The 13,114-nt window shown below is 45.2% G+C and carries 9 protein-coding genes; 6 read left to right on the top strand and 3 right to left on the bottom strand.

Going from position 1 to position 13,114, the window contains the following annotated elements; all coding sequences use genetic code 11:
• Position 1 precedes the first annotated feature (1 nt).
• Both KFF44_RS12960 and KFF44_RS12955 read right to left on the bottom strand, forming a co-directional pair.
• A complete protein-coding gene (locus KFF44_RS12960) occupies positions 2 to 1,432 on the bottom strand; it encodes a deoxyribodipyrimidine photo-lyase (RefSeq protein ID WP_370691101.1) in 1,431 nt (476 codons plus the stop codon).
• Between the two features lie 4 nt (positions 1,433 to 1,436).
• Positions 1,437 to 2,147 carry an SDR family NAD(P)-dependent oxidoreductase gene (locus KFF44_RS12955; RefSeq protein WP_255934852.1) on the bottom strand — a complete coding sequence of 237 codons (711 nt, stop codon included), beginning with the start codon at positions 2,145 to 2,147 and terminating at the stop codon, positions 1,437 to 1,439.
• A gap of 466 nt (positions 2,148 to 2,613) precedes the next feature.
• Between KFF44_RS12955 and KFF44_RS12950 the strand changes: the two genes are divergently transcribed.
• The 6 genes from KFF44_RS12950 to KFF44_RS12925 all read left to right on the top strand — a co-directional run bounded on the left by KFF44_RS12950 (position 2,614) and on the right by KFF44_RS12925 (position 12,173).
• Complete coding sequence (locus KFF44_RS12950) at positions 2,614 to 4,116, top strand: efflux RND transporter periplasmic adaptor subunit (RefSeq protein WP_255934851.1); 1,503 nt, start codon at positions 2,614 to 2,616, stop codon at positions 4,114 to 4,116.
• Between the two features lie 2 nt (positions 4,117 to 4,118).
• Positions 4,119 to 4,823 carry an ABC transporter ATP-binding protein gene (locus KFF44_RS12945; protein ID WP_255934849.1) on the top strand — a complete coding sequence of 235 codons (705 nt, stop codon included), beginning with the start codon at positions 4,119 to 4,121 and terminating at the stop codon, positions 4,821 to 4,823.
• Positions 4,820 to 6,055 (top strand): ABC transporter permease, encoded by a 1,236-nt coding sequence (locus KFF44_RS12940; protein WP_255934847.1) that lies wholly within the window; start codon positions 4,820 to 4,822, stop codon positions 6,053 to 6,055. Before KFF44_RS12945 ends, KFF44_RS12940 begins: the two co-directional genes overlap by 4 nt.
• A 636-nt stretch (positions 6,056 to 6,691) precedes the next feature.
• Positions 6,692 to 9,532, top strand: coding sequence for a TonB-dependent receptor (locus KFF44_RS12935; protein ID WP_255934845.1), 2,841 nt, complete (start codon positions 6,692 to 6,694; stop codon positions 9,530 to 9,532).
• A gap of 89 nt (positions 9,533 to 9,621) precedes the next feature.
• Positions 9,622 to 10,989, top strand: coding sequence for a glycoside-pentoside-hexuronide (GPH):cation symporter (locus tag KFF44_RS12930; protein WP_255934844.1), 1,368 nt, complete (start codon positions 9,622 to 9,624; stop codon positions 10,987 to 10,989).
• 53 nt (positions 10,990 to 11,042) lie between these two features.
• Positions 11,043 to 12,173 (top strand): glycoside hydrolase family 172 protein, encoded by a 1,131-nt coding sequence (locus tag KFF44_RS12925; RefSeq protein WP_255934842.1) that lies wholly within the window; start codon positions 11,043 to 11,045, stop codon positions 12,171 to 12,173.
• Positions 12,174 to 12,222: 49 nt separating this feature from the next.
• Here the strand turns inward: KFF44_RS12925 and KFF44_RS12920 are convergent, their stop codons facing one another.
• Positions 12,223 to 12,999: an IclR family transcriptional regulator gene (locus KFF44_RS12920; RefSeq protein WP_255934839.1), complete on the bottom strand. Its 777-nt coding sequence runs from the start codon at positions 12,997 to 12,999 to the stop codon at positions 12,223 to 12,225.
• Between the last annotated feature and the right edge of the window lie 115 nt (positions 13,000 to 13,114).

The following is a 13,114-nucleotide window of genomic DNA, read 5'->3' as shown; positions in this document are numbered from 1 at the left end:
TTCAAGCGCCTTGCTTTAAGCTTTGGAACGCTTCCAATGCTGCTGCACGTGAAAGTTTCAGGTCAGCTATTGGTTTTGGATAATTGTGGCCGAGTTTAATACCAGCACCCTCCAATATAAACTCCGGTGCTTCCCACGGGGCAAATAGGTATTTATCCGGTAATTCCCTTAGTTCTGGCACATATGTGCGAATATATTTACCTTCTGCGTCGAACTTCTGTGCCTGACTTACAGGGTTGAAAATACGGAAATAGGGCGCTGCATCGGCGCCAGAACCCGCCACCCACTGCCAGCTCGCGCTGTTGTTTGCAAGGTCGGCGTCGATAAGCGTATCCCAAAACCATTTTTCGCCTTCGCGCCAGTCGATCATCAGGTTTTTTATCAGGAAGGAAGCAACAATCATTCGCACACGATTATGCATATAGCCTGTTTGCCAAAGCTCGCGCATGCCAGCGTCAACAATTGGGATACCCGTTTGACCGCGCTGCCATGCTTCAAGTGCACTATCATCCTTAACCCACGGAAATGCATCAAACTTTGGCTGATGATTTTTCTCTGGCAAGGTCGGGAAATGATAGAGAAGGTAATATGCAAACTCGCGCCATCCAAGTTCGGAGCAGAAATGCTTGAGGTCAGCACCGCTGCCAACGGCTTTCGCGCGGTACCAAACCATATTTGGTGATATTTCACCAGTTTGCAGGTAGGGCGAAAGACGGGAGACATTTGCCTTGGCGGGTACGTTACGGCCATTTTTATAGCCGTTCAGGCCGTTTTCTAAAAACTCTGACAATCGTGCTTCGGCGCCAATTTCCCCAGGTTGCCAATCCGCCATCATTGGCTTATCCCAACGGGGTGTATTGGGCAGTAAATTAAGATCATCCAGTTTCAAACTATCGTCAGTTTTTACAGCGTGAATAGTATCAGGCTTCGGTAAGGGGGTTCTGGGTTCCTCGGCTGCTTCGCAGCCCTTATAGTAAAACGGGCTAAATACCCTATAGGGTGTGCCATCTGGTTTTTTGACAGTCCATGGTTCCCACAATAGCGAACCATTGTAGCTGTGAGCGCCAATATTATTATCCAATAACATCGATTTTATCGCACTATCACGTTTGATCCGCCAGGGTTCATAGCAGCGATTCCAGAAAACCTCTTTGATATTATGGGTTTTAATGAGCTGCCCAATAATATCTCCTGCGCACCCATGAAATAGGGACAGATTGCCCTCCAACGAGTTCGAAAGTGCTGCAAGGGAATGATGTAGCCACACGCGGTTTGCAGCACCTATTTTCCAATTATCCGCATTCTCATCGTCCAGAATATAGATGGGCAGGATAGTTCCCTGTTGTGCAGCAGCAGTAAGTGCGGGGTTATCGACCAGTCGAAGGTCCTGTCGAAACCAGACGATTGAAACTTTTTCTTGTGTCATAACCATATTCCTATGCAGGTACACGAATGCCATTAAAATCAAAAACTTGTCCCGTATCAGCGGGTGTTAGACCATCGATGACATCAAGCATTTTAATAGTTGAATAGTCCGGTGTGAATAGTTTGCTGGTCGCTACACTCCCCTGAAATGGTTGTGATAACCCGCTATCCACGGTTCCAGGGTGCAAGCCCACAATAATCGCTTCCTTATTACGGCGAGCAATCTCTATGCTGGCATTCTTAAGGATCATATTCAGTGCTGTTTTTGAGGCACGATATGCGTACCAGCCACCAAGTCGGTTATCCTCAATCCTGCCAACACGGGCTGATATGGGAGCAAAGATGGAGCGGTTTTTCTTATTCAGCTTTGGTAAAAAGTGTTTTGCAATAAGCGCAGGGCCGATTGTATTTACCCTAAACACCTGCTCAAAGTTTTGTGCTGATAGATCGCGGAGTGATTTTTCAGGTTGAAGGGTTTGGTTATGCAGTATGCCTGTTGCGATGATTATGAGGTCAAGTGGCGCCGAAATATTGTTTGCAGCATTTTCGATGGATGCTTCATCCACAATATCAATAGGGTGCCAATTATAATTGTTCAGGCCTGTTGGCTCGTTCCGGCTGAAACCATGAATTTGGGCCATAGGATAACGGTTATGTAAGGCCTTGATAAAAGAACGGCCAATTGCGCCGGAGGCACCAATAACAGCAATTGAATTTTTCATCCAAAATTCCAGTTTAGATAAGTGTATATAGAGTTTTACGTCGGCTAACGTTCTTGGACTTAATGCATAAGGATAAATTGTGAGGCGCTCTTGATTTCAAGATAAACTCAGAGATCAAAAATGAAGAGGACACAATGTTGAGTGCGGACCTTAAAAGTGCGAAGCATCAAAAGGATCTCCATGTACTATTGAAATAGTTTTGACCATCAAAGCTTTAGCTATCAATGACAACAATGAGCCAGTTCCAGTTCCTTTGCTGAAGTTTCAACAAGCTCCGGTACCTTTGACAATACTAATTGAACTACTCAATTCACTATGCATAGATTACAAACTATGTTTAAGTGTATTTTAATCTGGTAATTCTTCAACGTCGTAAAACTATCTGAAAAATAAAATACTCCGATGTGGGAACCATTGCTGGCAGGGATTTGACTCGCTGGTGATATAAGATAAGGGTAACAGTAACGTGTCTATTTTTAAGAATAAGTTCTTCATCATTTGCACAATTGTTACCGTGGGAATCGTCGGTTGGCTTAGTTTGAGCGAACGCGCCGTCAACCCCGCCGTGGACGCAACATTTGAAATGTCGGCAATTGACAAAGGTGTAATCAGATCGGTGGTATCCGCTAGTGGTCCCGTACGCCCTATAGTAACGGTTGATATCGGTTCACAGCTCTCTGGTCAGATTGCTGAACTTTATGTAGATTACAACGATGAAACAAAAGAGGGTGACCTGATCGCCCGTATTGACCCTCAGACATTTGCAACCAGAGTGCGTCAGGCAGAAGCAGACCTGCGGGTAGCAGAAGCAGGTGTTGCACTTCAAAAAGCATCGATCCTCCGCGTGAAGGCAAATCTTGGGCTTGCAGAGCGTGAGGTGGAACGCCAACGTTCGCTCGCAGCTCGAGGAAATGCCTCGGCTAGTGTTCTTGATAACGCTGAGACTACGCTCGCAACCACAAAGGCTGATCTTGTGATTGCAGAAGCACAGTTAAAAAACGCGAATGCACTAGTGGAACAACGCCTCGCATCCTTGGAACAAACGCGGATTGATCTGGAACGAACTGAAATTCGCTCACCAATAAACGGCGTTGTGATAGAGCGAAGTGTGGATGTTGGGCAAACGGTTGCAGCGTCTTTCTCTGCACCGATATTGTTTCAGATTGCGCAAGATCTTTCTGAAGTACAGGTCGAGGCTTCAATCGATGAGGCTGATATTGGCGGAATTGCGGTAGGAAATTCTGTAATGTTCACCGTTGATGCTTACCCAAATCGGGAATTTGCAGGGCGCGTTGAGCAGGTTCGGTTGGCGCCTGTGGAGTTGAATAATGTTGTAACCTACACGGTGATTATCAATGCATCCAATCCTGGTCGTCGACTATTACCGGGAATGACTGCAAATGTTGAACTGATCACGGGCGAAAAAAACGATGTTCTACGAGTACCTAATCGTGCGCTCAGATTCCGGCCGCGAGGTATTGAGACCGCGTCTGATGGTGGTAGGCCTCAGGGCGGGCCACGCCGGGGCGCAGGCGGTGCGGGTGCTAATCGAGGCGCGGAACAGTTACGTCAATTGACTGAGCAACTTGACCTGACGCAAGAACAACAAGATAAGGTACAAGAGGGCTTCCAAGCTATGCGGCAACGTATCCGCGGCATGTTCCAAAGTGCTGTGGCTGGTGGCCAGGTTGACCGCAACGCAATCCGTGAACGGATTCAGGGCGAAACCCTTAGGGTTATGAAAGATATTCTTACGCCAGAACAGTTAGCGAAATATATGCAAATTCAGCGTGAACGTTCAAACATCAGAACAGCTACGGTCTGGATTATGGGCGAAGACGGTATGCCAAAACAGAAAAATGTACGCCTTGGCATCGATGACGGTCAATATAGCGAGGTGATTAGTGGCCTTGACGAAGGCGATAAAGTCATCACGCGCCAGAACAATCAGACAAATGCTGGAGGTTGAATATGACCCCGCTAATTTCTGCGAAAAATCTGGTCCGGCACTATCAGCAAGGCGGAGAGACAATTAAGGCACTTGATGGTGTTAGTGTTGATATTGAAAAAGGCGAACTGGTTGCGATTATGGGCCCATCTGGCTCGGGTAAATCTACATTCATGAATATGTGCGGTGCCCTGGACAAGCCAACGTCGGGCGACCTCGTTCTTGCAGATAGGGCTTTATCGACCTTGGACTCTGATGCACTTGCAGACCTTAGAAATGAAGTGATCGGCTTTGTCTTTCAGCAATTTAATTTGCTGCCAAGAACATCGGCACTTGATAATGTTAAATTACCTCTGCTTTACGCCCGCTCAATGGTTGACGATGCGGAAGAGCGATGCATGGCTGCTCTTGAAGCGGTAGACTTGACCTCACGCGCTAGTCACCACCCTAACGAACTATCCGGTGGGCAACAGCAGCGGGTGGCAATAGCCCGAGCGCTCGTCAATAGGCCCGAAATTATTCTAGCAGACGAGCCCACAGGTGCCCTGGACACAAAAACCTCCAATGAAGTTCTCGAACTGTTTCAACGATTGAATGATCAGGGCATGACCATTATTATGGTAACCCACGATGAAGAGGTTGCAGAATTTGCCAAGCGCTGCATTTATTTCCGCGACGGAAATATCGTTGATGATACCAAACCAGATTCAAAAGGGTCTGCAGCATGAGTTTACTTGCATGTTTCAAAGTAGCATTAGGTGCCCTCAGGCTAAACGCACTTCGCACACTCCTTGCGATGCTTGGGATAATTATAGGCGTGGCTTCTGTGATTACTATGTCTTCCATCTCATCCGGAGCGCAGCAACGGATTGAAGCGATTATTGACTCGCTCGGTACCAACTTGCTGATCATCCGCCCGGGCTCGGGTGGTTTTGGTGGCCGCAGAGGCGGCGCAGGAACCAATACTCCTTTTACAGAGCGTGACGTCACGGCGCTAAGAAATGAACTACCAGATATAAGTGCGATCTCGGGCGAAGTGAATGCAAGTGCTCCCGTAGTACTTGGGAATAATAACTGGACCACTAATGTGGTTGGTGGACATCAGGATTATCTTGAAGCCCGCGCTTGGGTGTTGAAGGAAGGGCGTTTATTTAGCCAACGAGAAGTTTCTTCCAAAGCGAAAGTTGCGATTATTGGACAGACAATTGTAAAAGAGTTGTTTGACGGCTCATCACCTATTGGTGAAAAGTTTCGGATCAAAAATATACCCTTTGAGGTTATTGGTGTTTTATCCGAGAAGGGACAATCCTCGTTCGGTACTGACCAGGATGATCTGGTTATTGCCCCTATTTCGACGGTTCGGGCGCGTATATCTGGGCGCAGTAATAGTTCTGTCGCAAATGCAGTACCACGCATTTATGCTTTAATGACACCTGGTACAGATATGACCCAGGCGCAGGCTGAAATTGAGGATTTACTTCGGGAGAGAAGAAGAATTAAACCGGGTGCTGAGGATGATTTCTCAGTTAGGAATTTGGCTGAATTTATTCGCTCACGCACAGAAACGCAGCGTATCATGGGCGTTTTACTCGCGATTACAGCTACAATCTCTCTAATAGTGGGCGGTATTGGTATTATGAATATCATGCTTGTTTCGGTTACGGAGCGAACTCGAGAGATTGGTGTTCGAATGGCTATTGGTGCCCGGGGCAAGGATATTATGACTCAGTTTCTTGTTGAGGCGATTACATTGTGTTTTATTGGTGGATTAATCGGCCTCGCCTTGGGCGCTGGCCTTACCGCTGCTTTGGCCAAATACACAGACTTCCCTCAGGCCTTTGAAGGAAGCTTTGTAATCGTCGCGGTTGCTGCTTCCACTCTTGTTGGGGTGTTTTTTGGCTTCTATCCCGCCAAACGTGCTTCAAAACTCAATCCGATCGATGCCCTGCGTTTTGAATAATACGAACGTACATGGCTCGGTTGCCTGCTCAGTAGTTTTTTCACAGCCTTAAATCACGCGATTTATGTAAAGAAAATTGGGGGTTGCTAGTCCGAAGCAGAACTCAGTTACGTATCAATCAATTGGAATAGAGGCTATTTTGTTAAGATAACACGGTCTCCACCTCAAAGTTGGTCAAAACAGGTTCTAGTTATACAATACCCTCATTTTTTCCATGCGTGTTAAGTAATACATGTCACTTTAAAAGCTCTATCTTCATTGTTAACCCTCATTCATTGAGTAGGCGTTTTAATAATCCAGTGGGCGTTAGATTAAAAAATATCTGATTTCGCCTTGTTATCTTTATGCTAAGAGAATTTCAATCCGATGAAAATTGGCAATGAATTGAGAATATGTAGATCCATGATCTATATCAGGCCTAGTCCCTTTGGTGGGTTATTTTTTCTCGTAAAAACAATGACATATAAGTTGGGTTTTGGTTCGGTTTAAGTTTGTATATGGCTGTGTTTCTATATTTTGTCAGGGAATTATGAAAAGTTTTTTAAAAAAACATTGATAAAAATCTTTTTTGTATTTAAAAATAATTTTCATCAAACATATTGAGAGAGATGCTTTGTATGGGGAAGGAAATTTCAAATGAGGTTGAATAAGAGACATTTGCTGTCGTCTTTGTCGACGTTGGTGCTAATGGCATCAGTATGTGGGACCAGCGGTGTGTACGCACAGGATGATGATGGCGAACTAGAGGAAATTGTGGTTACGGGTATTCGGGCGTCACTCGATCGGGCGTTGGATACTAAGAAAAATGCTAAAGGATTTGTGGATTCGGTCAGTTCAACAGACATTGGTAAATTGCCGGATCAAAACGTAGCAGAGGCCTTGCAGCGTGTAACAGGTGTTACGATCCAGCGTAGCCGCGGCGAAGGTGATTTCGTGTCTATTCGTGGTCTTGGCCCTGATTTTGTCAGGGGGACTATAAATGGTCGGACCATTTTAAGTGCGACAGAGTCTGTTGACCCTATCTTTAATGGTAATTTAATCCAAAGTACTGGGCGCGCCGTTAACTTTGATATCCTGCCGTCTGAGGTCGTGCGCCAATTAAATGTTGTGAAATCTACCACGGCTGGTCAGGTTGAGGGCGGTATTGGTGGTACTGTTGATTTGCAGACTGCTCGTCCACTAGAATTGGGGAATAAGATCGCTGTGTCAGCTCAGGGTACATACCGCGAGTTTAATGACCAGGTTGATCCGGCAATTTCCGGTTTATATAGTTGGGAAAACAAAGAGGGGACGTTCGGCGCATTGTTTTCTGCCCAGTATTCTGAACGTACGTTACGAGAAGATGTTTCTAGAACATTTGGGCATTTTGAGTCTTTTGGAATTTCAAGTCAGTTGGATACAAATGACGACGGTATAGGTGATGCGTCACCTAGCGATGTTCCGTTTTCTCTGTCAAATAACCTCGAGGCTGTATCCGAGAACCGTGATCGATATACATTCACAGGCGCCTTGCAGTGGCGTAGCGATGATTTAGAAATTGTTGCAGATGCCTTATACAGTAGACGCGAGCTTCGCGAAGTGGACCAAAATCTGATTTTCCTTCCAATTATCTTTGATGGAGACTTGGCTGGGCGCACTGTCAATCCGGACGGTAGTGTGCAGGTTGGCGATTTGGTAACTGATGGCGTGTTCTCTCAGCTACCTACTTCTTTGCGGCCTGAATTGACGACGGATATCGAAGACCTGGAGGATGATTTATTCGCTGTTGGTGTTAACGCGGAATATAGAACTGGTGCATGGACGCTTGTTGGTGATCTAAGCTATTCTCGGGCAACGGGTAGTCAGGTTTTTGACCGAGTAAGGATTGATGGGGATAACGGCGTTTTCGCTTTTAATACCATAGCAACAGAAGATGGCTTCAATATCACCCAAACCAATGCAGGTGCTGGGCCGGAAGCTGATCTATCAAACCCTGCGAACTATGTAGTTTCTGTTTTGGATGACAGGTTTGCAGAAAATACTGACGAAGAATGGTCTGCATCTTTTGACGCCAGGCGTGATATTGAAAGCGATTTCTTATCCTCGATTGAAATGGGGGTTCGTTTCCGCTCGCGTGATAAAGGCATTGAACGAGCCAGTAATGGTAACGGGATTCCCGTTGTTGGCGCTGGTTTGGATGTGCAGACACTTGGTTCGTTTAACCGGGGGGCATCAAATTTCCTCGACGGAACACTTGAGGCTACCTTTGATTTTGCGGATTTGGTGTTTCCTGATAATGCTGCTATTCGCTCAAACCAAACGATTATTGATTTCATAAATCAGAGCGGGTTATCAACCGCCATCGCAGCAGATCCGTTTACGACATTCTCGGTTAAAGAAGATACGTATGCGGGTTTTTTCCAAGTTAATTTGGATGCAAACTTTGGTGGAATTGAGGTTGTTGGGGATATCGGTTTCCGTATTGTAAATACGCGTCAAACGGTGAATGGTTTCGATGCTAGTTTTACCATTACAGACAACGGCGGCATGGACACAACAATCTTTGATACATTGTCAACAGGTGCAGCCACGCCCGTTCAGTTTACGTCAAACTATACTAACGTACTCCCGAGTTTGAACTTACGGTTTGAATTGGATGACAATCTGTATTTGCGTGTTGCTGCTAATGAAACGATTACGCGTCCAGTGTTCAATAGCTTAGCGCCGTCATTTGCCGTTAATGCCAACGGTTCGATAAATGGTGGGGATAATTTCGCTGTGGCGGTAAATGCCGGCAATCCAGCATTGGAGCCTGTTACTGCGACAAATTATGACTTGGGTATCGAATGGTATTTTGATGATACTAGTGCTGTTTACATTGGCTTGTTCCATAAAGAAATTGACGGCTTTGTGGCAACAGCGTTCAGCGAGAATGTCACGGAACTTGCGGGCGTGCCTATTCGGGCATTTGGTGTCGAGCAAGATGGTACAACCCGGCCTATTGCTGTAGATCAGTTAAGTCAGCCAGGTAACCAAGGTGTTGCACAGGTAACAGGTGTTGAATTTGGCTTGCAGCAAGCGTTTTCGAACGGATTTGGTTACTCCGCGAATGTAACATTGGTGGATAGTTCTGCCGAGTTGCAAACGACGGGTGAAGTCCTGGACTTCCCTGGGGTGTCTGATTTCAGTTATAACTTGACCGGGTTCTACGAAAAAGGACCTCTACAAGCGCGTGTTGCCTATACATTCAGAAGTGATTTCTTGTTTGAGCCCACAGCTATTGGTTTTGGCGGTCAAATTTTCACGGATGACTTTGGGCAGCTAGATGCATCTATTAGTTATGATGTTACGGAAAATGTGAGTGTATTTGTGAATGCTGTGAATTTGACAGATGAGCAAACAGATTTCTTCCAGATTTTACCTGCTGGTCAACGAGTGTTTAATAGCCGGTCAGTGATTGGTCGTCGTTTCGTCTTTGGTGTTCGCGCATCATTCTAGTAGAAGTTAAGCACTTATAAAAAGTAGCTCAGCGTCGGTTATAGTTAATACGGGCGCTGAGTTTGTTTCTGAGAGTGGGAGGGATCATCATGACCATTGGTCAAAAATTATCTAAGTCCGAAAAAATCGGATTTAGTTTGGGGGATATGGCCGGTAACTTTGTCTATCAATCGGTTGTTTTGCTTCTGGCGTTTTATTATACCGATATTTATGGTTTGGATGCTATCACCGTTACATCTATTTTTCTTTTCGTTCGAATTTTAGACGCTGTTACAGACCCGTTGATGGGGATTGTGGCGGATCGCACTCAAACGCGGTGGGGTAAATATAGACCCTATCTTCTGATTTTATGTATTCCCTACGCGCTTGTTTCTATCCTCGTGTTTACAGTGCCAGATTTGGATCAAGATGGTAAAATTCTATATGCTTATATTACCTATTCGTTGTTGATGGTGTTTTTTACCGCCACAAATATACCATATACCGCACTTGGTAATGTGATGACGTCTGACCCATCCGAGAGAACATCACTGTATTCCTATCGTTTCGCTGCGGCAACTTTTGGCGGCTTGATTGTAACGGTTTTGTTGGTTCCACTTGCAGACTATTTGGGGGGTGAAGATAAGGCCAAGGGATACCAATTGGCTATGGCTGTTCTGGCCTTTGTGTCTGTGATTTTGTTTTTTATTACTGTTGCAACAACCAAGGAACGAATTGTTCCTGTAAATAACGGAAAAATTGGATACTGGTCAGATTTTTTGCAAGTGCTGAAAAACGATCAATGGCGCATATTTGCTCTGGCTTTGTTTGTAATGGTCGCCTCTCAAACAATCAAAGCTACAGTCGCCATCTATTATCTCACCTATTATGTTGAAGATGCCGCAACTATGGTTTCTCTGTTTCTTGGTATCTGGATGGTTGGGGGGATTTTAGGCAGTGCCTTGGCCTCTAGGGTTGTTGCTATGTTTGGGGGGAAAGTTGCATGGGTATGGTTGGCGATTATCAGTGGTGTATTATCAGCTGTCACGTACTTTATTGCCGCTGATTATGTTATAGCCATAATCGCAATGCAGTTCTTTGTTGGCTTCTTCAACCAAATGATGGCGCCAATTCTTGCTTCCAAGGCTGTGGAAGTTATCGATTATGGCGAGTTGGTTAATCATCGACGCCTTGATGCATTAACGGGTGGGCTTAATCTTTCTGCGCTTAAAATTGGTCTCGCTATTGGTGGTGCGATGGCGACGGCTATGCTTGGTTGGTATGGCTATGTAAGTGGCGGTGTTGAGCAAAGTTCGGAAACAACATCTGGTATATTAATTATTTTTACATTGGTACCTGCTGTTGGCTTTTTCTTAACGGCGGCCATTCTATCGCGCTTTTCCCTGACGCCTGAAGTAATCGAAAACAATGCTGAGCAGCTTGTGCAAATACGCAAGCAATCTAATGCTGCAGGTTAGGTACAAATCAGAATTATACATCAGAAACGGTTGGTTATGGAGACCATGATATTATGACGAAATTTAATGGCTTAGGAATGCACCTTGGTAATCTGTCACGTTTGTCATCGGCAAAGTCACGCTCAATCTCGGCTGAGAATAAAACGGGAGCACCTGGCAAGGGTGGTATGGCGACCGAAGGTACGGGTGCTGTAGCGGCGCGCGATTTAGGTCAGGGTTGGAAGATATCTCCCTCTATTGAGGTGGACTGTGAAGAAACAGTAACGCTCGCAGATATCAATACTGGTGGTGCAATCCAGCAGATATGGATTACAAAAATGGGCCCTAAGAATAGGGATCTTATTCTTCGGATGTATTGGGATGACCAGGAGTATCCATCGGTTGAAGTGCCGCTCGGCGATTTTTTCTGTTGTGGTTTAGAGCAATATGCGCATGTAAATTCAATACCAGTCAGTGTAAATCCGGGCCTTGCATTCAATTGTTTTTGGGAAATGCCATTTCGCAAGAATGCTCGTATTACTCTTGAAAACCGTGATCCGTTGCAAAAAGCAGTGATCTATTATCAAATTAACTACACAGAAACAGAAGTCGGCGACGACTGTGCATATTTTCATGCCCAGTTCCGTCGTACTAACCCGGTTCCTTACAAGGAGGTATATACCTTACTGGATGGTGTTGAGGGGCAGGGCCAGTATATCGGTACCTATATGACATGGGGTGTGAATAACTCCGGTTGGTGGGGAGAAGGTGAAATCAAGTTCTTCATTGATGAAGATGATGAGTTCCCAACGATCTGCGGTACGGGAACAGAAGATTATTTTCTGGGGTCGTATAATTTTGATATTGGTACTGCGGTGCCGGGCAATCCTAAGTCATACACTGAATATACAACGGCTTATGCTGGTATGCCTGAAGTTCAAAGGCCTGATGGTACTTATCGTTCACAGCAACGTTTCGGCCTTTATCGCTGGCATATTCCCGACCCTGTGCGTTTTGAAAATAAACTGAAAGTAACGATGCAGGCCCTTGGTTGGCGTGACTTTGGTAACTGGGGTGGTGATACAAACATGCGCCGATACTTGCCCTTACAGGATGATATTTCGTCTGTGGCTTTCTGGTACCAAACTCTGCCGGCTGTTAAGTTTCCAGATTTGCCGGATAGGGATTATATGGAAGTGAATTAATGCACGTTTGATTGTGAGATCAATATAGGCGTAAGCATTGGCGAATTAGCTATATGCTTGCGCCTAAATCGTATGAGAGTGCTGCAGCATGTGTTTTTGTGAATTGCCTCGCTTCGGAAATTGAGCATTTTTGTTGCCCATCAATGCGCTTGAGGTAGGGTAAGACGATCGAGGCAACAACCTTGTTTGCATGGTCGTAAACCGGAAACCCGATATCTGTAACGCCCATAATCTGTCGACTTGCGATCTGATGATATCCTCTTTTAATGATTTTGTCAGAAATTTCGGTCAAATCGCTTTCCTTAACACTGGTTTTAAAAGCCTTGCGGTGACGTTCGATGCTTGAGCCTTTGGTTGTGTCATCCATGTGGCTGAACAATACCAGGCCCGAACATGTATCCAGTAATGGGGCTGTAGCACCAATCCTGACCCCAAAACCACGATTTGTAGGACTTGACTGCTGAGCAATTACCAGAGCGTTAACATCATCCGCTATCACGAGGTGACATGATTGATGTGTATCAAGTGCTAAGCGTTTTAAAATTGGGGTACCTAATGCTACTAATTTTTTAATCTGGAATTGATTATGGGTAATCTGAAACAGCTTCATGGTTAATTGATAGCGATCAGACCCTTGAGGAATTGTCACAAAACCACGATTTTGCAACACATTAAGCATGCGAAAAATCTCTGATACTTTTCTATCCAATCCAGCGGCTATTTCACTGAGTGATAGAGGGTCAGACGATGATGCGAGCAGTTCAATGATGTCTAGCCCTTTTTCCAGTGCAGGGGCTGCATAGGTTCGGCTTTTGTTTTCTTTCATGTTGGCTCCCTCAAGCAATTCGTGCTGGCAACGCCCAGAATATAATATTTTCAAAATAAATAGGGAAAAATCTCACTTAAGTCACGAAATTAAAGTTGCGAAAGAAAAGTTTTAT

It is taken from the genome of Kordiimonas sp. SCSIO 12610, from assembly GCF_024398015.1.
Lineage (GTDB): Bacteria > Pseudomonadota > Alphaproteobacteria > Sphingomonadales > Kordiimonadaceae > CANLMI01.
The sequence above is the reverse complement of the archived record's forward strand: the minus strand, read 5'-3'. Positions and strand labels throughout refer to the sequence as shown.